Raw genomic sequence first — 20872 nt, forward strand, 5'->3', positions numbered from 1 at the left:
GTGTACCTACTTACCGACAGCTCCGAGGGCAGGCTACTTCGAGTAGTGCCAGCAAAATAGTTCATGACCGTAGATGCTATTGTTGGCTTGGATGCGCCTCACAGAAAGGAAAGCCCATGATCCATTCAGAGCACCATCGATCTCACCGTTCCGGCTGGCTGCGTGCCGCTGTGATGGGCGCCAACGATGGCATCGTTTCTACTAGCAGTTTAATACTGGGGGTAGCCGCAGCCAATACCACTCAAAGCGGTATTATGCTGGCGGGTATTGCAGGCCTGGTGGCTGGCGCAATGTCGATGGCAGCGGGGGAGTATGTTTCGGTAAGCTCTCAATCGGACACTGAAAATGCTGATCTCGATATCGAACGCAAAGCATTGGCGGAGCACTATGAACTAGAGCAGGAAGAGCTTGCCGCTATCTATGAAACGCGCGGCTTGGCACCCGAATTGGCACGACAAGTCGCCGAACAATTAATGACCAAAGACGCCTTAGGCGCCCATGCGCGAGACGAGATCGGCATCACCGACCTCAGTCAAGCGCACCCCCTCCAAGCCGCACTCTCTTCAGCCGCCACTTTCACTATCGGCGCACTGCTACCGCTACTGGTCGCTTGGTGGGCGCCACCTTCACTGTTGATCCCACTGGTAGCGGTGTTCTCCCTGCTTTTTTTAGCCTTGTTGGGCGGCATAGCCGCCCGAGTGGGTGGAGCACCAATCCTAAAAGCTGCAGCAAGAGTGATGTTTTGGGGCGCTCTTGCGATGGCATTAACCTCCGCCATCGGACATGTGTTTGGAGTGATGGCTTAACGGAGATGAACCATGGCAAATATCGTGGTATGCGCCGATGGCACCTGGAACCGTCCTGAAGAAGACCTGGAAAATGACTTTCCCACTAATGTGCTGCAGCTGGCCCGGGCGATCAGCCCTGAGACACAGGAGGCAAAGCAGCATGTGTTTTACGACTGGGGGCTAGGTTCTTATCACAATAGCCTTAGCGCGGGGGCTACCGGCGCCGGAATTCATAAAAACATCCTTGATGGCTACCGCTATATCGTTCAAAACTACGCCCCCGGTGACAACATTTACCTATTCGGCTTCAGCCGTGGTGCCTATACCGTGCGAGCGCTTAGTGGGTTGATTAATAACTGCGGCATTCTCAAACGAGCAGAAGCCCGATTGATCGTTGAAGCCTGGAAAATCTATAAAAGCCCAACCAGAACCAACCATCCCGCGGGTAAAGCCGCTTGTAAATTCCGCGCCGATTACAGTCACCCTGCTCGGGACGTACACTTTATAGGTGTGTGGGACACCGTCGGCGCACTGGGCATCCCGTTTAGCATTATGGGCCTGTTCGAGAGCCACGATGAGTTCTACGACACCAAAATGGGCGCCAACGTGGCCATTGCTCGCCACGCCCTAGCCATTGACGAGAAGCGGGAAGATTTTATTCCCACTATCTGGACGCCCAGGCAAGGCGTAGACCTCAAGCAAGTCTGGTTTGCAGGTGTACATGCAGATGTCGGCGGATCCTACAAAACAGACAAAAGTGGCATTCAAGCTTCTGACACACCTCTTGCCTGGATGCTGGATGAGGCAAATGCTGCCGGTTTAATCACCGAGTCACATATTCGCGACAACCTAACCGACGGTGCGAAAGGCCAGATTCACAACTCCCGCAAGCATGTCTATCGCTTTAAAAAACCGTTAGATAGACCACTCGTGCTTGATGACACCCTGATGCTAATTCATCCCAGCGTAAAAGCCCGCTATGAGCGCGACGCTAACTACCGGCCTCCCTACTTAAAAGCGTTGGTGGAAGAGTACGGGTGGCAGGGGCTCACTGTGGGTAAGTGAATAAATGGGTAAGAGATCAGTACGGGTTGAATTTCGCCTAAGTGCCTGCATTGATAGAAGGGTAAGCAATTCACAAGGAGTCGTTATGACAACGTTAGTGATTGGCGCGAATGGACAGATTGGCAAGCAGTTTTGCGAACTGGCCCAAAAAGCGGGCACGCCTATCAAGGCGATGATCCGCAGTGAAGAGCAGGCAGCCTGGTTCAAAGAGCGCGGCATTGACAGCGTGCTAGCCGATCTAGAAGGTGAGTTTGAGCACGCCTTTGACGGCTGCGACCAAGTGGTCTTCACCGCGGGGTCAGGGCCCCACACCGGGCCGGATAAAACCCTGATGATTGACCTTTTTGGCGCCATTCGTACTGCCAATATCGCCAAGCAAAAAGGTCTCTCCCGCTACATCATGATCAGCGCTATGCGGGCAGAAAACCCTATGGAAGCGCCCGAAAAGCTGCGCCCCTATATGGCTGCTAAATTTGCCGCCGATGCCCACCTTCGCAACAGCGGTATGCCCTACGTTATTCTCAAGCCAGGGCGTTTGACCGACGAAACCGCCAGCCAGCAGTTTGCCAGTTCATTGGATGAAGCAGGCGACAACCAAATCTCACGAGCCAATGTCGCCCATGCACTGCTGCATGTGGTGCAAACTTCAGGTGTGACCAACCAAGAGTACCTACTATTGGACGGTAAGCGTTCGATTGGCGAGATTATTCAATAATTGGTGTGGTGGTCACTACTCAATGCACATTTGCGTACTTATTTGCCCACGCTTCAATTAAGTAGAAATACTCTTATGCATCAAGAGGTGGCTGCTGCCACCTCTTGATGTTGACTGCATTTTATTTCACAGATCAAGTGTTAGTGCCGAGAGCTTGAGCTGGCGAACACGATGATGCGCTTCGCATTGCTAAACTCACGCTAATGAATACGGCTGTATTGACTACTAAGCCGCAGAAGCCAGCATGCCAGCCGAATGGGGTGCTAACACCAAATTGAAATAATAGGGTCAGTGCAGCACCTATTGCCAAGCCAGCGAAAGCGCCAGCACGGGAAGCGCGGCGCCAGAACAATGCGCCCAGTAGCATGGGTAGTAACTGCACCACGATGCCATAGGCGCCGAGCAGTAGGTCAACCAATGAGCCGGGATTGACAAGGGCAAGTAGGTAAGCCGCAAGTGAGATTAGCACCACGCCGTAGCGAGTCAATTTGAGCGCCTTATTGTCTGGCATGTTGCGAAGTGCTGGTAAGTGCTGGCCCACGTCGCGTACCAGAATAGTAGCGGAGGTATGAGCTAGGTTTGCAGCAGTAGACATGGCAGCGGCCAGGGCGCCGGAGAGAGCTACGCCTATCAGCCAAGCCGGGAAGTCAGCTAGCTCAACTACCAGCGTTAGCAATACTCGATCGGCGGAGTCAAGCGGGCTATCCTCCAACAGTAGAACCCCAGCAAAACCAATAATTAGTAATGGTATCAACAGATAGCTGTAAAGAGGGTAGAGCACGAATACCCGCTTGAGGGTTCGCTCACTGCGAGCACTATAGAATTTCATGAAAATGTGCGGCCACATTACGCAGCCTAGAGCACTTACCAGAATAGCCGTAGAGAAAGCGCCCCAGCCCATGCCGCCTGCGCCGGGCATGGTTAGGTATTCAGGGGCTTCTCGCTGTAGTTCGCGGAACATCTCGCCGACCCCACCAAAGAATTGGTCAGCCGTCGCCAAGCCCAGAAACCACGCCACGCCCACCATCATCACGCCCTGAAGTAGGTTGGTCCAACCGATACCTTGCAAGCCGCTTGCATAGACATAGGCAGCTACCACGCCACAGGCGAGTAAACTGCCGAGCCAGAAGGGAATGGTGCCAGAGGTAGCAGCCTCGAAGAGAAGTCCTGCACCGGCGATCTGAATGGTCAAATAGGGAATCATTGCTAGCACGCTAACCACGCCGATAAATAGGCCTAGCAAGTTGCCGCGGGTTGGGTAACAGGCAGAGAGGAACTCCGCTTGAGTCAGGAAACCATGGAGGCGGCCGAGTCGCGAAATGTAGGGGGCGATCAACCACCACACGATTACGGCCAGTGCCAGGTAGGCGATAATATAGAGTGCTGGAGCTCCTTTGCTGTAGGCCCAGCCAGGTGCACCCAAGAAGGCGAAAGCAGAGAATATCTCCGCTCCGAGAATAAAGAACAGCACCAGTAAACCCATGTGTCGTCCACCGGCCACATACCCTTCCAGAGAGGAGTTTTGATTGTGGCGTGCGCTTAGCCCCACTGTTAGCACAATCAGTAGGTAGGCCAGGGTAATGGTGGTGATCAGCAGTGAATCACTCATCGTCCACCTCCTGCGCGGCATCACTACGATAGGCAATGACCAGTCCCACGAACAGGGCAAACACCCAGGCTACATACCAGAACAGGAAAAAGGGCAAACCGATTATCATCGGTTCAATACGATTCGCTACCAGTGCACCGGGCCAGATCATGGCCAGGGCACAGACAGTAAAGTAAATCAGCATTCCCCTAGAAGGGAGCGAGGGCTGAGTTTTCATGTGCATACCTCGTTTTTATGAAGTTGTATGGTTGTTTCGTTATGCTTTTGTAGAGTTATAAGTAGTTGCGTTAGCCTTAGTCAGTTCGCAACGAGCGCGTTAAGGCCTATCGCTAAAAGCAACCGGCAGCCGGTGGGAATAATGTCGTCATTAAAGTCATAACGAGCGTTATGAAGTGGCGGTGTAGTGTCGCTCTTCGCTGTGCCGAGAAAGAAGTAAGCCCCAGGGCAGCGTTGCAACATGAAGGAAAAATCCTCACCGCCGAGGCTGGGAGCAACGTCGCGTATTAGGGCCGACTCGCTGAGTGTTTGCACAATGCAGGCTTCCACATGACGGGTTTCTGCCTCGGTATTGATCGTCGCCGGAAATATGCGCTGGTAATCGACGTCAATGTCACCGCCATGGGCGATTGCTACCCCTTCACAAACACGGCGAACCATATGCTCCATGCGATCCTGAGTATCAACATCAAGGCTTCTCGCTGTACCGCTGATGTGCACCTCATCAGGAATGATGGCGAAGCCGTCCAGGTCGCCACCCTGCAAACCGCATAGACTCAAGGCGGCGGGCGAGAGTGGATTAATATCACGTGCGACCACGGAGTGCAGGCTTTGAATAAGGGCGCCCGCCATACGAACAGGATCCGTCGATAGATGAGGGTTGACGCCGCCATGGCCTCCTTTGCCGCGTACACGGATATCTAGACGGTCGGTGGCCGCCATGATCGCGCCGGGTCGAATAGCCACTTGGCCTGCAGGTAGCGAAGGCCAGTTATGTAGGGCATAAATCGCCTGCATAGGAAAGCGCTCAAATAGGCCCTCTTCAACCATTGCTCGGCCGCCACCCAGGCCCTCTTCGGCTGGCTGGAAGACGAGATGAAGAGTACCCGCGAAGTCACGATGTTCAGCTAGGTAGCGAGCTACACCGAGCAGTAGAGTGGTGTGGCCGTCATGACCACAAGCATGCATCCGGCCGGGCACTGCTGAGGTATAGCTGTGTTCGTTTAGCTCCTGGATAGGCAGTGCGTCCATATCAGCACGAAGACCAATATGTCGTCCGTTGTCAGGTCGTTTTCCCGTCACGGTCGCAACGATGCCGGTCTTACCGATGCCGGCTTCAAAGGGCAAGCCGAGACGTTCTAGTTCTGTCGCGATGAGCTTGGCCGTTTCGTGTTCCTGAAACCCCAGCTCCGGGTTGCGATGTAACTCGTGTCTTATCTGGATCAGTTCAGCGTGATGGCGCTCGAAGAAGTTTGGATCAATGAGTTCTGTCATAGTCAATTCGCATGGTTGAAGATGGCCTTTTTCATCTTGGTTGTTTCGGTGATATAGAGAAAATAGTTTTTTTATTAGCTTTCCATACTAATATTGGATGGATTGCGGTAGATGTTATGGCTAGGGGCACCAGATGGATTTCAAGCGTTTAAAATATTTCCAAGTAGTTGTGGAGGAAGGCGCCATATCATCGGCGGCCCGTCGGGTACCTCTTGCTCAGCCGGCACTGTCGCGTCAATTGCAGTTGCTTGAAGACGAGGTTGGTACGACGTTGCTGATCCGTTCGCGGCACGGCATTCGGCTGACTGCCGCTGGTGAAGCGTTCTATCGTGATACCCGGCGCTTGCTGGGCGAGTTTGAGCAGGCTAAGCGTAATGCACGACGCATAGCAGATGGTCAGTTCGGTCAACTGCGACTGGGAGTAACCGTCATGCATTTATGGGTGCCGCAGATCATCGGTTTGCTCAATCGCTTTCGTGAGCGTTATCCAGAGGTCACACTGAAGGTAGAATCATTGCTTTCCGGGCCTCAGGTTGAAGCCATTCGGCGTGGCCGGCTCGATGCAGGCATGTTGTTCTTTCCGCCAGAGGACGATAGTAGCCTGTGTTGTCATTGCCTTTATGAAGATCATCTTGTACTGGTCACCAGTGCGACCTCACACCTAGCGCATCACCCTCCAAAGTTTCTTGCTGATCTTAACGACGAGAATTTTATTTGGTTTGACCGCAGTGCTACCCCGGTCTATCACGACAAGCTAATTCATGCCTTTCAGCGAGAGGGCTTCACGCCACATGTGGTGCAAGAGGGAACCGACAATGCGACGATGCTATGCTTAGTGGCTGCCGGTATGGGCTGCAGTATCCTACCGGCAATGACCATGGCTGGAGCGCCAGAAGGCGTAGTGAGCCATCGCTTAGAAGACCTCAATCTGACTTTGCCTCTGATGCTGGTTTGGCGGCGAGATTCGGGGCTGTCAGCAGTACGCCGCCTAATCGAAATTGCAGAAACTGAATCCTTAGCGACGCATGAAATGAAGGAATGAGGTTTTATCCTTCAAAGGCGGCTTTGGCAGCAGCCGGGCGAAAGTCGTCCAGGTTTTTCGCCCCACGTTTGGCGTACTGAGTTAAAGCTGCATTAGCCGCGCCATTGGCTGGGTGCAACGATAGACGATAGTTCACTCACGCATTCACCCCCTTCATGCCCTCCGGTGTATAGCGCTCGCCGATAACCGGAAGGCGAGCAGTGGCCGCCTCAAGCTGTTGCTGCTCATCGGTGGTCAGGGAGATGGACGCCGCTGCCGCATTCTCTTCAAGGTAGCGTAACCGCTTGGTGCCCGGGATCGGTACGATGTTGTCGCCTTTGGATAGCAGCCAGGCCAGAGAGAGCTGCGCAGGGGTACAGCCTTTGAGTGCTGCCATGTCGCCAATCACCTCCGCGATTCGGCGGTTAGTATCCATGGCCTGTTCAGAGAAGCGCGGCAGGTTAGAACGAAAATCGCCTTCGCCGAAATCAGCGTTCTCTTGAAACCTGCCCGTTAAAAACCCTCGGCCGAGAGGAGAGTAGGGCACGAAGCCGATGCCAAGTTCCTTGCAGGTGGGCAGCACCGCTTGCTCCACGTCCCGTGTCCAGAGCGAGTATTCGGTTTGAACCGCCGTCACCGGGTGCACGGCGTGTGCGCGGCGCAGGGTCTCGTCGCTAACCTCGCAGAGGCCAATGTGGGCAATTTTTCCCTCTTTAACCAGTTGTGCCAAGCCCTCCATGGTCTCTTCGATAGGGGTTTCCGGGTTAACGCGGTGAACGTAGTAGAGATCGATCTGTTCGATGCCCAGCCGCTTTAGCGACGCCTCGCAAGCTTGGCGGGCATAATGGGCGCTGCTATCCAGGCTACGCTGATACTCACCAGGGTTGCGAACAATGCCGAATTTGGTGGCGATACGTACGTTTGGCTTATGGCTGGCAAGAAAACGGCCAATCAGCTCCTCGTTATGGTGTGGCCCGTACATATCCGCCGTGTCAAAAAAGTCGATTCCCAGCTCCACCGCTTGGGCCAATACGCGAAGCGATTCGCTATCGTCTCGGGGGCCATAAAACTCGCTCATTCCCATGCAGCCTAAGCCAATGGCGGAAACGGTTAGGTCGGTTCCGAGTGTACGTTTTTGCATGCTATGTCTCCTGTCATTACTTACGAAACCATGGCTCATCAAGAGATCGTGAGCCGTTTTCGAGCGCTTGTTGAAACGTGCAATAACAGCGTGGCACTATCCAATAATGAAAAAAATGAACGATTTCGGTAAGCCGTTTACCAGTTTTGAAAACCAGATGCTCCGCGGGTGGGTCTGGGATGACACACGAGCCTTTCTGGCGGTGGCCCGCCACGGCACTTTGAGCGGCGCGGCAGCGGAACTCCATCTGGGTATCGCGACGCTCTCCCGGCGTATCGAGCGGCTGGAAAAAGCCTTAAAGCTGCCGCTGTTTGTTCGTCAGCAGTCGGGCTATCAGCTTACCGAGGAAGGGGCCGGGCTAATCGAAAAAGCCGAAGCGCTGGAAGCCGCCGCAGCTGCCTTCTCTAGCGGCGGCGCACTCGCTACGCAACTGAGCGGCAGGGTGCGTTTGGCCACGGCTGAAAACCTTGCCACGTCGTTGATTCTGCCTGCATTGCCACAATTTTATGCTCAGTATCCCGGCATCACACTTGAGCTGGTGACCGATATCACCACCGTTAATCTGCACCGCCGCGACGCCGATGTAGCACTTAGAATGGTCAAGCCCGAGCGGGGTAATGTCACCCTTCGTCGCCTTGGCACCCTGGGTTTCGGGCTATACGCCAGCCCCAATTATGTAGCGCAGCGTGAGGCTCACCACGATGCTGGCAATTACGACACCGACGCCTTTATCACCTGGGGCGAAACGCAGGCGCACCTGCCTGCCACCCAATGGGTTGAGCGGGTTCTGCAAGGGCAGGAACCGGCGTTAACCACCACCTCGCTGGCGACCCAGCTAGCGGCGGCGAAAGCAGGGCTGGGGATAGCGGTGTTGCCGCATTTTCTGGCGTTGGAGGCTGGACTGGTGTGTGTCGCTGCGGATATTGGCGTGGATCAGCCCATCTATCTCGTTATTCAGACGGATCTCACCCAATCAGGCCGTACCCGGGCCGTGGCGGACTTTCTGACTGAGCTGGTGGCCAGTAACCGCAAGCGTTTGAGTGGGTGATATAGTCACTAAGTCTTCATTTTTTATCCGACAGGCCATCCATGACACCCACTGATATTGGCAGCGCCTACGATCAGATCACCCACCTCTGGCAAAGCGACAAATTCAATCTCGCTAACGGGATAGAGGCGCACAAAAGGGCGCTTTCGTTTGTGAAGGGCCGAGGAAAGGCACTCGATATCGGTTGTGGGTGTACCGGCCGCTTTATCGACTTCTTGCAACAAGAAGGCTTTACGCCTGAAGGCGTGGATATTTCCGATGAAATGCTGCGCCTCGCTAAGCAGAAGCACCCTGACGTGACCTTTCACCACCAGGATATTTGCCAGTGGCAGCCGCTGGAAAAATACGACTTTATCACCGCCTGGGACAGCATTTGGCATATTCCGCTAGTGCAGCAGGAAAGTGTGATGACCAAACTTATCGGAAGCCTGAATAAGGGTGGGGTACTGATCTTCTCTTTCGGCGGTACCGACGAACCTGGTGAGCATACCGATAGTTTTATGGGGCCCGAGGTCTACTACTCTACGCTTGGCACAAACGGCTTCGTATCCTTATTGATGAAGTTAGGCGCGGTGTGCAGACATCTGGAGTACGATCAGCACCCGGAGTTGCATACTTATTTGATAGTGCAGAAAAGGTAGCGTCGTGCTTTTCATCAATTAACTATTATCAGGACTGATCGTAATGTCCGCCGATGGCAAAAATATAAATAGCTTTGTCATCGAACCGGTAGATCAGCCGATCTCTTTGTGAAATGCGCCTTGACCACAAGCCAGAAAGATTGTGTCTGAGTGGCTCGGGTTTTCCGATACCAGCCGTTGGATCGTCAGAGCGGAGCATTTCTTTTAAGAGTTTGCAGAGCGCTTTATTCAGCTTCTTATCTGTTTCACGCATTTTTTCATAGGCTTCCCACGTACGGCCCTCAAATACCAGTGATCTCATTCATCTGCTCATTATCAGGTTGGTATCCTTGACCACGACTATGGGTATCTAGAGAAGCCGCAATTTGTTGCATGAGGTCTCGGTTCTGAAGCACATGCAGTGTTTCTTGCTCTCTTTCCCAGTCCTCAGCGCTAATCACCACAAACGCCTCTCCGGCACGACGGGTTACCTTTAAGGGTTCGTGCTGGCTAATCACTTGTTCTACTACGCTTTTCAGGTTGTCTCTGAATTTGTTAACACTGATAATATCCATAACGTCACCATAATGTACGGAAATTCCGTACAACTATATCTCACTAGCTCCGACAAGGCCAAGCGCAGCGATAGCTTTATCGCTGCGCTTGGCCTTGATTTCCTGAATTCATAGTTGCACGTGCTGGTAATATTGTGCAGCTAATAATACTTTGTCTGCATGATGTTGCTGTCTAAAAATCTGCTAATGGTCGATGTGAATGGTCAGTCCCTCTTTCCCCATAGCAATATGGTCAGCGAGTATATTTTGCTGATACTCCCCACCATTTTGCCGCCGGAATGGAATAGGGGATTCATTAAAAAGATTTTCGAGGCGTAGACGCCAAGCGGCTAGCTCCTTCGCTACGCTGACTTTCGAAAGTTTGCCGGTGCCATACACGGCATGGGTTGGCAGTACATCCATACCTGGGAAAAACAGGGCGCCGTGGGTGATGGGGAATAGCAATTCCTCCAAGGGGCCATTAATACCTCGGGGTGAATAGTCCTCCGCTGGGCCACCCACCATTACCGACAGTAATGCCCGTTTGCCTTTGAGAATACCGTCTCCATAGCGATAACGATTGCCTTCATCTTTGTATCCGTAAGCAAATCCATAGGCGTACACCCGGTCTATCCAGCCTTTGAGAATGGCGGGCATACCAAACCACCACAAGGGAAAGTGGAATATGACGGCGTCGGCGGCAAGCAGCTTGTCCTGCTCTGCGGCGACATCCTGCGTCTGCTGGTGAGTGGCATAGGCGTGCTGCGACTCTTGAATAAAGCCTAGCCGGTCATTATTTATACGGTTGGGGAAATCGTGCTCATCAAACGTCGCTTTCCAACCCATGCCATATAGGTCTGACTGCAGCACGGTTTGGCCTTGTCGCTCCAGTATTTGTACCGTTTCAGTTACGAACCGGCGGGTCAATGATGTGGGTTCTGGGTGCGCATACACAATCAATATAGTCTTGGACACTCTAATGCTCCTACAGGCGAATTTACTTGGTGGATACGCTAGAGATTGTGGGCAAGAATAAGCTATCAATGAAATTAATAGTTTTATGATCTACTATATAAAATATGGATAATAAAAGGCTGGATCTTAATTTGTTGGCGACCTTAGAGGCTTTGCTTGAAGAGCAAAATGTCACGAGAGCCGCCGCACGCCTGCATCTTAGTCAGCCTGCCGTCAGCGCTCAGCTGAGCCGCCTTAGAGATATGTTCAACGACCCGCTGCTAATCCCGGCTCACCGAGGGATGATGCCTACCACCAAAGCGTTGGAGTTACTTACCCCACTACGTATTGCACTGGATCAGGTGCGAGAGACGCTGATAACGCACCAGCACTTTGAACCTGCCCAAGCGTCGCTGACCATTACGATTGCATGCACCGATTACCTTCAAGCGGTCATTGGATTGGCGGTCATGAACGAATTAAGGCGTCAAGCACCTGGCATTAGAATCGCCATACGTAGTCTGGAGCCACCCAGGCTGGAAGCTCAAATGGCACGGGGTGAAGTGGATCTTGCACTCATGACACCCGAAGAGGCGCCCAAGGTTTTACGAATCAGGCCGCTGTATGATGAGAACTATGTGCTGGTTGGGTGCTGGAATCACTCACAGCTAAGTGAAGAAATGACGATTGAAGAGTATGTCCAGCTCGAGCATGTAATCGTTTCGCTCAGCGGAGGCGATTTTTCCACTCAGGTGGATCAGGTCTTACAAACATTGGGCTATAGACGCAATGTTGTTCTGTCGACATCTTCATTCCTGTTCGTCCTTGAGATTGTTGCTCACTCACGCTTTGTAGCACTGGTGCCGCGGCGTTTAGTTGCCCAGCGTTCCGACCTTAAAATTGTTGAATCCCCCATTAAATCACTGGGATTCAAAGTCGGTATGGTGTGGCATGAGCGCAATCATGGTCATAGTGCGCATCGTTGGGTGCGTGAGCAAATAGCACGCACCCTTTGCGCGAAATAAACGTTGATCAAACAGTCATATTAGCAGCGGTCAGCCTCCAACTCCTGCTTGAGCCACTCTGCCAGTGGCTCGCTGCGGCGGCCATCGGCTTGGCTGGGCAACCACAGGCAGAGACGGGCGGGGGTTTCGATACTTCCCCAGGGGGCAATAAGTCGCCCGTTCTTAAGGTCGTCTTCCACCAATAGCCGTGGCGCGATGGCGATACCCAGGCCTGCCACTGCCGCTTCCATCAAGTAGTAAAGGTGATCGAACCTCTGGCCTCTGCTGAGCGCCGCCTCAAGCTGTTCCAGCGCCAGCCCTTTGGCGGTGGCCCACTGCGGCCATGCCTGGGGGCGGGAAGATGTATATAAAAGCTTATTGGCAAGCAGCGATTCGGGCTTGGTTGCATCGCACTGGGCCGCCAGCTGCGGGCTTGCCACCGCACATATCTGCTCTTCCATCAGCTCGAATACCTCAACACCTGTGGGCCAGGGTGGCTCGGCAAATGCCAGGGTGGCGCTGGCATCCGTTTGCGTGCCCGGCTGCTCGCTTTCACTCACCACCACCTGCAATTTCAGTTGGGGCAGCTCGCGGTGCAGGCGATCCAGACGGGGAATCAGCCAGCGGGCCAAAAGGCTGCCAGGGCAGGCCAGGGTGAAAGGAGCCTCTTCAACATCACGCTTGAGCGCTGCGCAACTATCCTTCAAGCGTGAAAACGCTTCACCAACACCACTCTGCAGTCGCTCCCCGTGCGAGGTCAGTACAATACCTCGGCCCGCTTTGGCAAAAAGTGCTACTCCAAAATGGTCATCCAGGCTCTTTAGCTGGCGGCTGACAGCACCGTGAGTCACGCTTAGCTCATCGGCAGCGGCGGTCACGCTACCCAAACGGGCAGTGGCTTCAAAGGCGCGCAGAGCGCTAAGCGGCGGCATGCTGTGTTGCATGGGACATCCTGCTGATAGTTGACTTAAGCTCACATGTTGCTGACATCTTATCGATTTTTATCCCCACCTGCTTGCGCTATTTTCACTGCATTGTTTTCACTGCAATGTTCGATAACGCATTCAGAGGTCGCGATGAATCAACCTGTAGATGTATCCAAGAGCCTGCCCGATGCCAACGGGCTATTTGGCAGCTTCGGTGGCCGCTTTGTCGCCGAAACGCTGATGCCACTGATTCTAGAGCTGCAAGACGAATACACCATCGCCAAGAACGACCCCGAATTCCAGCGCCAGTTGGCCTACTTCCAGGGTGATTATGTGGGTCGGCCAAGCCCGCTCTATTTTGCCGAGCGGCTGACCGAGCACTTTGGCGGGGCGAGTATTTATCTCAAACGCGAAGAGCTGAATCACACCGGCGCGCATAAGATCAACAACTGCATCGGTCAGGTATTGCTGGCCAAGCAGATGGGCAAAAAACGCATCATCGCGGAAACCGGTGCAGGCATGCACGGCGTTGCCACCGCTACCGTTGCGGCGCGCTTTGGCTTGCCTTGTGTCATTTACATGGGCGCAACCGATATCGAACGTCAGCAGCCCAACGTATTCCGCATGAAGCTGCTGGGCGCGGAAGTGATCCCCGTTACCTCGGGCACCGGTACGCTAAAAGACGCCATGAACGAAGCGCTGCGTGACTGGGTAACGAATGTCGACGACACCTTCTACATTATTGGCACCGTGGCTGGGCCACACCCGTACCCCGCCATGGTACGCGATTTCCAGGCAGTGATCGGTCATGAAACCCGCGCCCAAATGCTGGAAAAGAAAGGTCGCCTACCGGACTCGCTGGTGGCTTGCATTGGTGGCGGTTCAAACGCCATGGGGCTGTTTCACCCTTTCCTGAATGACCTCAACGTGAAGATGATTGGCGTGGAAGCGGGTGGCAAGGGCGTTAAAAGCGGCCTACATGCGGCCAGCCTGAACGGCGGCACCCCCGGCGTGCTGCACGGTAACCGCACCTACTTGCTGCAAAACGAAGATGGCCAGATTATCGACGCTCACTCGATTTCCGCCGGGCTGGATTACCCTGGTATCGGGCCAGAGCACGCATGGTTGCACGAGCAGGGGCGTGTCGAGTACGTCTCTGCCACTGACGATGAAGCGCTGGAAGCTTTTCAGGTCTGCTGCCGCCAGGAGGGCATTATTCCCGCCCTGGAGACCGCCCATGCCCTGGCCGAAGTGGCCAAGCGTGCCCCCAGCCTGCCCCGCGAGCACTTAATGGTGGTGAACCTCAGCGGCCGGGGTGACAAGGACATGATGAGCGTGGCCCATCACCTTGGTGAAAAATTCGGGGTTAAACAGCTATGAGCGCGACACAGGAGAACGTCATGACCCATACCTCTCGTCTTGAATACTGCTTTGCTTCCCTCAAGCAGGAAAACCGCCCGGCGCTGGTCAGCTACCTTACCGCTGGCGACCCGGATGCCGAGACCTCCCGCCGCCTGTTGCACGGGTTGCCAAAAGCGGGGGTGGATATCATCGAACTCGGTATGCCGTTCAGCGATCCAATGGCCGATGGTCCCGCCATCCAGAAAGCCGCGCTGCGTGCCTTGAATAACGGCCAGACACAAGCCAAAACGCTGGAAATGGTGCGCCGTTTCCGTGAAGAAGACAGCACTACGCCCATTGTGCTGATGGGCTACTACAACCCCATTTACTGTTACGGCGTCGAACGCTTCTTGACCGATGCCGCCAAGGCCGGGGTCGATGGCCTAATCGTGGTAGACCTGCCGCCCGAGCACGACGAAGAGCTCTGCCAGCCAGCGGCGCAACACGGCATTGATTTTATTCGCCTGGCCACGCCGACCACCGATGCCAAACGCCTGCCCAAGGTGCTGGCGAACGCCTCCGGGTTTATCTACTACGTTTCCGTTGCCGGTGTCACTGGTGGAAGTGCACCCACGCCAGAACGGTTGGAAGGCGCAGTAGCCGGGCTTCGTGAACATACGGAGCTGCCCATCGCCGTTGGTTTTGGCATCCGTACCGCCGAACAAGCCGCCACCATTGGCCGCTTCAGCGATGCAGTCGTCGTCGGCTCAGCACTGGTTGACTGTATCGAAAATGCCAACACACCTGATGAGGCTGTTGAGCGTGTGCATGGTCTGGTAAGTGAACTGGCGGAAAGCGTCAGGGCGTGCCGGGAGGTAAGTGAGCCGCAAGTTTGCTGATATGGGCACATGGGCTTCGTCCCTCACCGATTAACGCTGTTGTTGGGAAATGTATCGCCTCTGTTTGGTATCAAAGATTGAGCCAAGCCTTCGTGAGCAGCTAATCTAAGCACTTGGGCATATAGTCTAATGCTAATGAAGTACTTTGCTGCGAGCCTAGAGAGGCGATTTTCATGAATCTAACCACGCTGCTGTTGTTTATTCCTGCCTGCTTCGCCCTCAATATGGCGCCGGGGCCTAACAATTTGCTGTCACTGACCAATGCCAAGCGCTATGGTGTTAGGGCTGCTTGTCTTGCAGGTATTGGGCGGCTGGCAGCCTTTGTTGGCATGATTACGCTTGCTGCGACCGGCTTGGCTACGCTGCTTTACACCTCTGAAAAGATTTTCCTAGTCATCAAGGTAGTGGGTGGCCTCTATCTGTTATGGCTGGCGTATCAATTATGGGGTGCCGACAGCACTGAGAGTGTTGACGGAGACACTCAGCCCAAGAGCCTGTTTGAGCTGGCGCGACAAGAGTTTCTGCTTGCCGCCGGTAACCCAAAAGCCATCCTGATTTTTACCGCATTCCTACCGCAGTTTGTGGAGCCCAGCGGCAATGTAGGGCAGCAGTTTATAGTGCTAGGTGCGCTGTTTTTGCTGCTGGAATGGGTAGCGATTGCCGGTTACGCCTATGCAGGCAGCTTTTTAAGCCACTGGTTTTCACGTCCCGCCATGCGTCGTTTATTCAACCGCGCCTGCGCAGGCTTATTGGCCAGCGCAGGAGTAGGGCTGCTATTGGCTAAGAAAGAGTGAAACGTTGTTGCGATTGCTGGATGCTCGTTAAGAACTTTCTTCCTAGCGAGTGATAATTTCTGCGCGAAGTACCTTATCCCCCTGAAGCTCTTACCCATCACTACTTGATGTGCTTTTCCGAGCGCTAGTCGGGTGAATGAATAACCTTTTTTCGCAAACGGCTTGCTTGTCACCGTTTGGTGATATAAAAAGTCACCGGTCGGTGACAACATGATATGTTGGCGACTCATGATGACAGCCTGTCCGTTGGTTAACCCTAAGGGATAGTCCTGTTAAATAGCCCGGAAGATAGTATCTGGGTATCTAGCGAGTTATTGGCGCAAATAGTCTGGAGTAATTCGGAATGGGTGACCGTAAACAGTCCGAACAGCGGTTAATTCGCGCGGTAGGTGACATTGTTGCTAAACAGGGATTTAAAAGGCTGGGGGTCAACGCCGTGGCACGTGCGGCAGGCGTGGACAAAGTGCTCATCTATCGATACTTCGATGGGCTGCCAAATCTACTTAAAGCTTACGGCGAGAGCGGAGATTTTTGGCCGGGGATTGCTGAGGTGCTGGATGATGATCCTGCCGCTATAAGCTCGCTACCCATTCAAGCGCGCTTGGAACGCGTGATCCTGGGATTGCTAAATACACTTCGCGCCAGGCCGCAAACTATCGAGATATTGGCTTGGGAAATGGTGGAAGACAATGCCTTAACCCAGGCGCTGGCCAACACTCGCGAACGCTGGGGGCTAAAGGTGATTGAAGCCATCTTTCCCGATGCAGAAGAGTATTCACAAGATGTATTGTCGCTGGCGAATGTGCTGGTCGCGGGCATTCAGTATCTTATGATCCGTGCCCGTCGCGATGCAGCTTATGGGGGACTATCACTACATACAGAAGAGGGCTGGATGAGAGTTCAACAAAGTGTGTCACTAGCCTGCCGAATCGAAGTTGAACACTCGCTCTCTGCAAGACAGCCAAGCTGATGAAAGCGACGATGGTTGCGGGGTTTGCCCTGATCGGTTTCGTAAGCGTACTGCTCCTATGTATTGGCTTCATCATGGATTTTCGATCCTTCGATCAGACCCAGGGCGGTTACGAATCTCCTTACACTGACTTCACCGGCCAGCCGATACACTGGCAAGAGCTTGATACCACGACAGTGGGCATGGTCCATCGCGGTTATGTGGTAGACGTTCTGATCAACTGCCGCTCGGGTATGATGACGTTTGATGTGTTTGGTATGGAGATCCCGTGGCGTAGCTTTTCTGAACGTGCCTTAGTGGTGCATAAACCACGGGATGCCTGCGAAGAGCGGGGATTCTCACCCAGGTTTTAAGAGAAAACTCTCAGCAGATGGCGAATCTGATTAACTAGTAGCGAGCTAGAAACAAGTGGCCTATTCAGATGCAGAAAGAGACGCCCTGTTGAGCGTGAAGGGCGTTGGCCCCACCGTCATCAAGCTGGAAAAATAGCCCGCAATCTAAGTTAGCCATTGCGAGAGCCCAGCAAGGGCGACAAGAAGCGGTGATATGGTAGCAATACCAAGTTAATAAAAAATCGATTTTTTTTGTTAACTGAATCTTTTATGGCTGAAGTGAACAAAATATTTAAAGGCGAGGCGTGCTGAAATGAAATTCAGAAGCACAAGCGGTACCACTATCGCACTCGCTCAGTTGCCTGTTGTAAAAGGCGCAGTGGCCGAAAATCTTGAAACGCACCTTACCTATATTCAGCGAGCTGCCGTGCGAGGGGCCGATCTAGTGGTGTTCCCTGAGCTTTCGCTGTCCGGCTATGAGCTTGAGCTATTAGAGCAGCTAGCGTTGCCGAAAGATTCAGAGGTGTTCAGCACACTTTCCACAGCCGCCGTTGCCCATAATATCGTCGTGATAGCAGGCTGTCCACTCGTTAGTGAAGGCAAAAAACCGCAGATAGGGGCGGTTATCTGCTTCCCCAACGGCGATCGAGCATTCTACGCAAAGCAGTACCTGCACGAAGGGGAAGCGGTTTACTGTTCGACTGGCAACGAAAGTTATCTATGTACGGTTAACTGTACTCGAATAGCCTTGGCCATTTGTGCAGACTTCGCCAATCCCTCCCATGCAGAAGCAGCCGTCGCCCAGCAAGCGGATGTGTATATCGCCAGCGCGCTGATATCTGAAGCAGGGTACGAGGTCGATGCGCAGCTACTCGCTGCCATGGCGAAACGCCACCAGTTCCCGGTGCTACTTGCTAACCACATTTCCAACACAGGTGGCTGGCAAACCTGCGGTAAAAGCGGCGGCTGGAATGCGGATGGTGAACTCGCGATCACTGCTGACGGCACTGAAGCCTGCATTGTGATTTGCGCTATAAACGGAGGCGCACTCGACGCCTCGCTAGTGACCAATTTACCTATTGAGGAAAGCTGCCCTGCGGGTTAGTCCGTGCTTTATGATGGATGCGCGTCAAGCGAATCCTTCGGTGCCTCGCGGCGGTCATTCATTCCGTAGTCCCGGATGACGGAAGCGACGCGGAGCCGGTAGTCGGCAAAGATATCCTGCCGGCCCGCTTTCTGGACGGAACGGTGAGATTCGAACGTGCGCCACTGCTTCACGGCTTCTTCGTCCCGCCAGAAGGAGAGCGACAGGATCTTTCCAGGATGTGTGAGGCTCTCGAAGCGCTCAATCGAGATAAAACCGTCGACGCCTTCCAGGTGTTGGCTCAGTCCGCTGGCAGCGTCCAGGTAGTCCTGTTTCCGTTCCGAATGCGGTAGCACTTCAAATATCACGGCGATCATAAAACACTCCACGGATAGACAGATTCAACGCCCAGTGTGCCGTCCACCACCTCAACGAAGCTGCGCTCCTCCTTGAGAATAAACTTCTTCTCTTGAGCCATGGTGAAGTTCGCGTGCCCGCCTTCGTCAGACTTCAGCTGGGCACGGTAGGCCTCATAGGCAGCCAGGCTATCGAATGCGATTAGCCCCCAGGCAACATTGTTAGTGCCCTCGTAGGGAAGAAAATAACCGATAAGGTGGCCACCGCACCGGGGTATGATTTGCCCCCAGTTCTCGGCGTACGCCTTGAAAGCGTCGCGTTGGAAAGGATCGATCTCGTAGCGGATAAAGCAGGTAATGCTCATAGGGGTATCTCCTTTGAACGGTAGCTAGGACGATACCGCGTTGTCGGCCCCAGGTGGTTCGACTAGAATCGAACCATGAGTGAAGGCCCTAACATTGTGCGCGTTGCAGCGCTTATCGGCGATAACGCTCGGGCGGAGGTCCTCTCCGCCCTGATGTCTGGTCGTGTGCTGACGGCGACCGAACTGGCGGACACGGCCGGAGTTACCAAGCAGACCATCAGTTTTCACCTTGGCAAGCTGCTAGACGCAGGGCTGATCACGGTTGAGCAGCAGGGCCGACACCGCTACTTCAGGCTTGCGGGGCCGGATATTGCTCACCTCCTGGAGTCGCTGATGGGCCTCGCTTGCCGCAGAGAGGGGAACCGCCTTGTTACCGGGCCACGCGATCCCGCCCTGCGCAAGGCCCGTATCTGTTATGACCATCTTGCCGGGGAGTTGGGTGTTTTAGTGTATGAACATATGCTGCGAACGAACATCCTTCATCAACACCCGGGAGGGCTACAGCTCACTGAGAAGGGAAGGGTGTGGTTTAATCAATTTGGCATCGATACAGACGCGCTTGCTTCTTCAAAACGCTCATTTTGTAGGGAGTGTCTCGACTGGAGCGAGCGCAGGCATCATCTAGCGGGCGCGCTTGGCAGTGCGCTGCTTACCCGAATTCAGGAGCTTGGTTGGGCAAAGCGAGAAAAAAATTCTCGCGTTATCGTATTCAGCGCCCAAGGGGAGAAGTTGCTTTGGGCAATGCTCGAACCGCAGAGTGCGCCATCGGTTTCAGCCCAACAAGCCGCTGTCATCTTTTAAGATTCTATAAAACTGAGAGAAATAATGGGAAAGCTCTTTTCACTGGTTGTATTGTTAGCGCTTGGCTATGCCGGTATCTACTTCTATTACGGCGTTGTCGTTGAACGGGAAGTTCAGCAGCAGTTGGATGACCGCGGCCTCTCTGCAGTTAGCGTGGATAACATTGAGTATGGGGTGCTGGCGCCTATTAACACGACTGCGAATATTGAAGTGAGCGTCACTTATCGCGGCTCTCAGGCGACGCTGGATTTGATAGTACAGGGCCATCCCTTATTCTCTGACGAGGTAAGTGTCGAATTCGACGGCTTACAAGCCCTGCGACTGGGGATCAATTTCGGGCAGTAAGCGGTGCCCACACATGCTCAACACCAATCGAAAGCGCCACGGCCACAAGCAAAGCTGCCATCAGCCAATTAAAGCCCTTAACGATAGCAGGGCGTTTAATACGGCTGCCTACGGCGCTGCCGATCACGATATAACTGCCAGGCGCGCCAGCGGCCAACATCGCCAGCCCTAACGCCCAAACCACTAAGCTAATCCCCTCAATACCCGCCGCAGGAAACTGCAGTGTGGCAATGGGCAGGGTGGCCAAAATGGCTTTGGGATTAAGCAACTGCATGACCAGCCCATCACGATAACTGACTAGCCGAGGGGCGTTGTCTGGCTCGCTTATATCAACACTTGAACGGGCAATCTTGCTCGCGAGATAAACAATATAGCCGCAGCCCAAGGCACTCACCACAATGAGTGCTTCATCATCGATCCAGGCAGCACCCGCCCAACCCAATACTAATAAGTACGCCAGCATCGCAGTACCCACGCCAAGGCAAAACCCAACCGACTGCCTGGCTTGCCCATTGATGCCAATATTCAAGCCAAGCAGATTCACAGGCCCAGGCGAATACATAGCGCCTAGGGCATAGGCGACAATTCCTAACATGGTTAAACCTCTATGCTGGTATTTAGGTGTAAGAGCCTGTACGAAAAGTCGGCG

27 protein-coding genes are annotated in these 20872 nt (G+C 53.8%); 15 read left to right on the top strand and 12 right to left on the bottom strand.

All coding sequences use genetic code 11. The annotated features are described in order from the left end of the window. Positions 1–116 precede the first annotated feature (116 nt). The 3 genes from ACW17M_RS08520 to ACW17M_RS08530 all read left to right on the top strand — a co-directional run bounded on the left by ACW17M_RS08520 (position 117) and on the right by ACW17M_RS08530 (position 2568). Positions 117–806, top strand: a complete 690-nt coding sequence (locus tag ACW17M_RS08520) for a VIT1/CCC1 transporter family protein (RefSeq protein ID WP_141440849.1) — start codon at positions 117–119, stop codon at positions 804–806. Between the two features lie 12 nt (positions 807–818). Then, entirely contained in the window at positions 819–1853 is a 1035-nt protein-coding gene (locus ACW17M_RS08525) for a DUF2235 domain-containing protein (RefSeq protein WP_457547220.1), read from the top strand. Between the two features lie 85 nt (positions 1854–1938). After that, positions 1939–2568: an SDR family oxidoreductase gene (locus ACW17M_RS08530; RefSeq protein ID WP_141440851.1), complete on the top strand. Its 630-nt coding sequence runs from the start codon at positions 1939–1941 to the stop codon at positions 2566–2568. 133 nt (positions 2569–2701) lie between these two features. Here the strand turns inward: ACW17M_RS08530 and ACW17M_RS08535 are convergent, their stop codons facing one another. From ACW17M_RS08535 to ACW17M_RS08545, 3 genes are all read right to left on the bottom strand, one after another. Then, a complete protein-coding gene (locus ACW17M_RS08535) occupies positions 2702–4177 on the bottom strand; it encodes a sodium:solute symporter family protein (RefSeq protein WP_141440852.1) in 1476 nt (491 codons plus the stop codon). Next, positions 4170–4394 carry a DUF3311 domain-containing protein gene (locus ACW17M_RS08540; protein WP_052475592.1) on the bottom strand — a complete coding sequence of 75 codons (225 nt, stop codon included), beginning with the start codon at positions 4392–4394 and terminating at the stop codon, positions 4170–4172. Before ACW17M_RS08540 ends, ACW17M_RS08535 begins: the two co-directional genes overlap by 8 nt. A gap of 80 nt (positions 4395–4474) precedes the next feature. Then, positions 4475–5668 (bottom strand): M20 aminoacylase family protein, encoded by a 1194-nt coding sequence (locus ACW17M_RS08545; protein WP_052475591.1) that lies wholly within the window; start codon positions 5666–5668, stop codon positions 4475–4477. Between the two features lie 133 nt (positions 5669–5801). Here ACW17M_RS08545 and ACW17M_RS08550 point away from each other — a divergent pair, with 133 nt between their 5' ends. Continuing rightward, on the top strand, positions 5802–6710 hold the full coding sequence (locus ACW17M_RS08550; RefSeq protein ID WP_052475590.1) for a LysR family transcriptional regulator: 909 nt from the start codon (positions 5802–5804) through the stop codon (positions 6708–6710). A 4-nt stretch (positions 6711–6714) separates the two neighbouring features. On the opposite strand, the gene ACW17M_RS08555 is transcribed toward ACW17M_RS08550, so the two are convergent. Both ACW17M_RS08555 and ACW17M_RS08560 read right to left on the bottom strand, forming a co-directional pair. Then, complete coding sequence (locus ACW17M_RS08555; RefSeq protein ID WP_263364864.1) at positions 6715–6846, bottom strand: hypothetical protein; 132 nt, start codon at positions 6844–6846, stop codon at positions 6715–6717. Then, the gene (locus ACW17M_RS08560; protein WP_457547221.1) at positions 6847–7830 is read right to left on the bottom strand and encodes an aldo/keto reductase; all 984 of its coding nucleotides are present in this window, start codon (positions 7828–7830) and stop codon (positions 6847–6849) included. It abuts the gene before it with no gap. Between the two features lie 106 nt (positions 7831–7936). Between ACW17M_RS08560 and ACW17M_RS08565 the strand changes: the two genes are divergently transcribed. Together ACW17M_RS08565 and ACW17M_RS08570 are read left to right on the top strand one after the other, a co-directional pair. Further along, on the top strand, positions 7937–8878 hold the full coding sequence (locus tag ACW17M_RS08565; protein ID WP_457547222.1) for a LysR family transcriptional regulator: 942 nt from the start codon (positions 7937–7939) through the stop codon (positions 8876–8878). Between the two features lie 41 nt (positions 8879–8919). After that, a complete protein-coding gene (locus ACW17M_RS08570) occupies positions 8920–9519 on the top strand; it encodes a class I SAM-dependent methyltransferase (RefSeq protein ID WP_009287594.1) in 600 nt (199 codons plus the stop codon). Between the two features lie 28 nt (positions 9520–9547). Here ACW17M_RS08570 and ACW17M_RS08575 read toward each other — a convergent pair whose 3' ends face one another. From ACW17M_RS08575 to ACW17M_RS08585, 3 genes are all read right to left on the bottom strand, one after another. After that, positions 9548–9820 carry a Txe/YoeB family addiction module toxin gene (locus ACW17M_RS08575; RefSeq protein ID WP_457547223.1) on the bottom strand — a complete coding sequence of 91 codons (273 nt, stop codon included), beginning with the start codon at positions 9818–9820 and terminating at the stop codon, positions 9548–9550. Next, positions 9801–10073, bottom strand: coding sequence for a type II toxin-antitoxin system Phd/YefM family antitoxin (locus ACW17M_RS08580; protein ID WP_035584465.1), 273 nt, complete (start codon positions 10071–10073; stop codon positions 9801–9803). Before ACW17M_RS08580 ends, ACW17M_RS08575 begins: the two co-directional genes overlap by 20 nt. Positions 10074–10256: 183 nt before the next feature. Then, positions 10257–11027 carry an NAD(P)H-dependent oxidoreductase gene (locus ACW17M_RS08585; protein ID WP_035584462.1) on the bottom strand — a complete coding sequence of 257 codons (771 nt, stop codon included), beginning with the start codon at positions 11025–11027 and terminating at the stop codon, positions 10257–10259. Between the two features lie 104 nt (positions 11028–11131). Between ACW17M_RS08585 and ACW17M_RS08590 the strand changes: the two genes are divergently transcribed. Next, the gene (locus tag ACW17M_RS08590; RefSeq protein WP_457547224.1) at positions 11132–12031 is read left to right on the top strand and encodes a LysR family transcriptional regulator; all 900 of its coding nucleotides are present in this window, start codon (positions 11132–11134) and stop codon (positions 12029–12031) included. Positions 12032–12051: 20 nt separating this feature from the next. Here the strand turns inward: ACW17M_RS08590 and ACW17M_RS08595 are convergent, their stop codons facing one another. Further along, on the bottom strand, positions 12052–12954 hold the full coding sequence (locus ACW17M_RS08595) for a LysR family transcriptional regulator (RefSeq protein WP_457547225.1): 903 nt from the start codon (positions 12952–12954) through the stop codon (positions 12052–12054). Between the two features lie 132 nt (positions 12955–13086). On the opposite strand from ACW17M_RS08595, the gene trpB reads away from it, so the two are divergent. From trpB to ACW17M_RS08625, 6 genes are all read left to right on the top strand, one after another. After that, a complete protein-coding gene (trpB, locus tag ACW17M_RS08600) occupies positions 13087–14316 on the top strand; it encodes a tryptophan synthase subunit beta (protein WP_457547226.1) in 1230 nt (409 codons plus the stop codon). Between the two features lie 20 nt (positions 14317–14336). Then, a complete protein-coding gene (gene trpA, locus ACW17M_RS08605; protein WP_427769115.1) occupies positions 14337–15176 on the top strand; it encodes a tryptophan synthase subunit alpha in 840 nt (279 codons plus the stop codon). 173 nt (positions 15177–15349) lie between these two features. Next, on the top strand, positions 15350–15970 hold the full coding sequence (locus ACW17M_RS08610) for a LysE family translocator (RefSeq protein WP_342584913.1): 621 nt from the start codon (positions 15350–15352) through the stop codon (positions 15968–15970). A 343-nt stretch (positions 15971–16313) separates the two neighbouring features. Next, entirely contained in the window at positions 16314–16940 is a 627-nt protein-coding gene (locus ACW17M_RS08615; protein WP_457547227.1) for a TetR/AcrR family transcriptional regulator, read from the top strand. Beyond that, positions 16940–17293 (top strand): hypothetical protein, encoded by a 354-nt coding sequence (locus tag ACW17M_RS08620; RefSeq protein ID WP_457547228.1) that lies wholly within the window; start codon positions 16940–16942, stop codon positions 17291–17293. Before ACW17M_RS08615 ends, ACW17M_RS08620 begins: the two co-directional genes overlap by 1 nt. 292 nt (positions 17294–17585) lie before the next feature. Next, positions 17586–18377, top strand: a complete 792-nt coding sequence (locus ACW17M_RS08625) for a carbon-nitrogen hydrolase family protein (RefSeq protein WP_457547229.1) — start codon at positions 17586–17588, stop codon at positions 18375–18377. An 8-nt stretch (positions 18378–18385) separates the two neighbouring features. Here the strand turns inward: ACW17M_RS08625 and ACW17M_RS08630 are convergent, their stop codons facing one another. Together ACW17M_RS08630 and ACW17M_RS08635 are read right to left on the bottom strand one after the other, a co-directional pair. Beyond that, positions 18386–18733, bottom strand: a complete 348-nt coding sequence (locus ACW17M_RS08630; protein ID WP_457547230.1) for an antibiotic biosynthesis monooxygenase family protein — start codon at positions 18731–18733, stop codon at positions 18386–18388. Further along, complete coding sequence (locus ACW17M_RS08635) at positions 18730–19077, bottom strand: NIPSNAP family protein (protein ID WP_457547231.1); 348 nt, start codon at positions 19075–19077, stop codon at positions 18730–18732. Before ACW17M_RS08635 ends, ACW17M_RS08630 begins: the two co-directional genes overlap by 4 nt. Positions 19078–19152: 75 nt before the next feature. On the opposite strand from ACW17M_RS08635, the gene ACW17M_RS08640 reads away from it, so the two are divergent. Then, a complete protein-coding gene (locus tag ACW17M_RS08640) occupies positions 19153–19878 on the top strand; it encodes an ArsR/SmtB family transcription factor (RefSeq protein ID WP_457547232.1) in 726 nt (241 codons plus the stop codon). A gap of 24 nt (positions 19879–19902) precedes the next feature. Beyond that, positions 19903–20223, top strand: a complete 321-nt coding sequence (locus ACW17M_RS08645; RefSeq protein ID WP_457547233.1) for a hypothetical protein — start codon at positions 19903–19905, stop codon at positions 20221–20223. On the opposite strand, the gene ACW17M_RS08650 is transcribed toward ACW17M_RS08645, so the two are convergent. Further along, a complete protein-coding gene (locus tag ACW17M_RS08650; RefSeq protein ID WP_457547234.1) occupies positions 20207–20818 on the bottom strand; it encodes a LysE family translocator in 612 nt (203 codons plus the stop codon). The two genes, ACW17M_RS08645 and ACW17M_RS08650, sit on opposite strands and share 17 nt — an antisense overlap. Positions 20819–20872: the final 54 nt, after the last annotated feature.

Source organism: Vreelandella sp. 2A-K22 (assembly GCF_054065485.1).

What these genes read in the sequence shown, in the direction of transcription:
- ACW17M_RS08520 (WP_141440849.1), top strand. Translation starts at nt 117, where the DNA reads ATGATCCATTCAGAGCACCATCGATCTCACCGTTCCGGCTGGCTGCGT.
- ACW17M_RS08525 (WP_457547220.1), top strand. Translation starts at nt 819, where the DNA reads ATGGCAAATATCGTGGTATGCGCCGATGGCACCTGGAACCGTCCTGAA.
- ACW17M_RS08530 (WP_141440851.1), top strand. Translation starts at nt 1,939, where the DNA reads ATGACAACGTTAGTGATTGGCGCGAATGGACAGATTGGCAAGCAGTTT.
- ACW17M_RS08535 (WP_141440852.1), bottom strand. Translation starts at nt 4,177, where the DNA reads ATGAGTGATTCACTGCTGATCACCACCATTACCCTGGCCTACCTACTG.
- ACW17M_RS08540 (WP_052475592.1), bottom strand. Translation starts at nt 4,394, where the DNA reads ATGAAAACTCAGCCCTCGCTCCCTTCTAGGGGAATGCTGATTTACTTT.
- ACW17M_RS08545 (WP_052475591.1), bottom strand. Translation starts at nt 5,668, where the DNA reads ATGACAGAACTCATTGATCCAAACTTCTTCGAGCGCCATCACGCTGAA.
- ACW17M_RS08550 (WP_052475590.1), top strand. Translation starts at nt 5,802, where the DNA reads ATGGATTTCAAGCGTTTAAAATATTTCCAAGTAGTTGTGGAGGAAGGC.
- ACW17M_RS08560 (WP_457547221.1), bottom strand. Translation starts at nt 7,830, where the DNA reads ATGCAAAAACGTACACTCGGAACCGACCTAACCGTTTCCGCCATTGGC.
- ACW17M_RS08565 (WP_457547222.1), top strand. Translation starts at nt 7,937, where the DNA reads ATGAAAAAAATGAACGATTTCGGTAAGCCGTTTACCAGTTTTGAAAAC.
- ACW17M_RS08570 (WP_009287594.1), top strand. Translation starts at nt 8,920, where the DNA reads ATGACACCCACTGATATTGGCAGCGCCTACGATCAGATCACCCACCTC.
- ACW17M_RS08575 (WP_457547223.1), bottom strand. Translation starts at nt 9,820, where the DNA reads ATGAGATCACTGGTATTTGAGGGCCGTACGTGGGAAGCCTATGAAAAA.
- ACW17M_RS08580 (WP_035584465.1), bottom strand. Translation starts at nt 10,073, where the DNA reads ATGGATATTATCAGTGTTAACAAATTCAGAGACAACCTGAAAAGCGTA.
- ACW17M_RS08590 (WP_457547224.1), top strand. Translation starts at nt 11,132, where the DNA reads ATGGATAATAAAAGGCTGGATCTTAATTTGTTGGCGACCTTAGAGGCT.
- ACW17M_RS08595 (WP_457547225.1), bottom strand. Translation starts at nt 12,954, where the DNA reads ATGCAACACAGCATGCCGCCGCTTAGCGCTCTGCGCGCCTTTGAAGCC.
- trpB (WP_457547226.1), top strand. Translation starts at nt 13,087, where the DNA reads ATGAATCAACCTGTAGATGTATCCAAGAGCCTGCCCGATGCCAACGGG.
- trpA (WP_427769115.1), top strand. Translation starts at nt 14,337, where the DNA reads ATGACCCATACCTCTCGTCTTGAATACTGCTTTGCTTCCCTCAAGCAG.
- ACW17M_RS08610 (WP_342584913.1), top strand. Translation starts at nt 15,350, where the DNA reads ATGAATCTAACCACGCTGCTGTTGTTTATTCCTGCCTGCTTCGCCCTC.
- ACW17M_RS08615 (WP_457547227.1), top strand. Translation starts at nt 16,314, where the DNA reads ATGGGTGACCGTAAACAGTCCGAACAGCGGTTAATTCGCGCGGTAGGT.
- ACW17M_RS08620 (WP_457547228.1), top strand. Translation starts at nt 16,940, where the DNA reads ATGAAAGCGACGATGGTTGCGGGGTTTGCCCTGATCGGTTTCGTAAGC.
- ACW17M_RS08625 (WP_457547229.1), top strand. Translation starts at nt 17,586, where the DNA reads ATGAAATTCAGAAGCACAAGCGGTACCACTATCGCACTCGCTCAGTTG.
- ACW17M_RS08630 (WP_457547230.1), bottom strand. Translation starts at nt 18,733, where the DNA reads ATGATCGCCGTGATATTTGAAGTGCTACCGCATTCGGAACGGAAACAG.
- ACW17M_RS08635 (WP_457547231.1), bottom strand. Translation starts at nt 19,077, where the DNA reads ATGAGCATTACCTGCTTTATCCGCTACGAGATCGATCCTTTCCAACGC.
- ACW17M_RS08640 (WP_457547232.1), top strand. Translation starts at nt 19,153, where the DNA reads ATGAGTGAAGGCCCTAACATTGTGCGCGTTGCAGCGCTTATCGGCGAT.
- ACW17M_RS08645 (WP_457547233.1), top strand. Translation starts at nt 19,903, where the DNA reads ATGGGAAAGCTCTTTTCACTGGTTGTATTGTTAGCGCTTGGCTATGCC.
- ACW17M_RS08650 (WP_457547234.1), bottom strand. Translation starts at nt 20,818, where the DNA reads ATGTTAGGAATTGTCGCCTATGCCCTAGGCGCTATGTATTCGCCTGGG.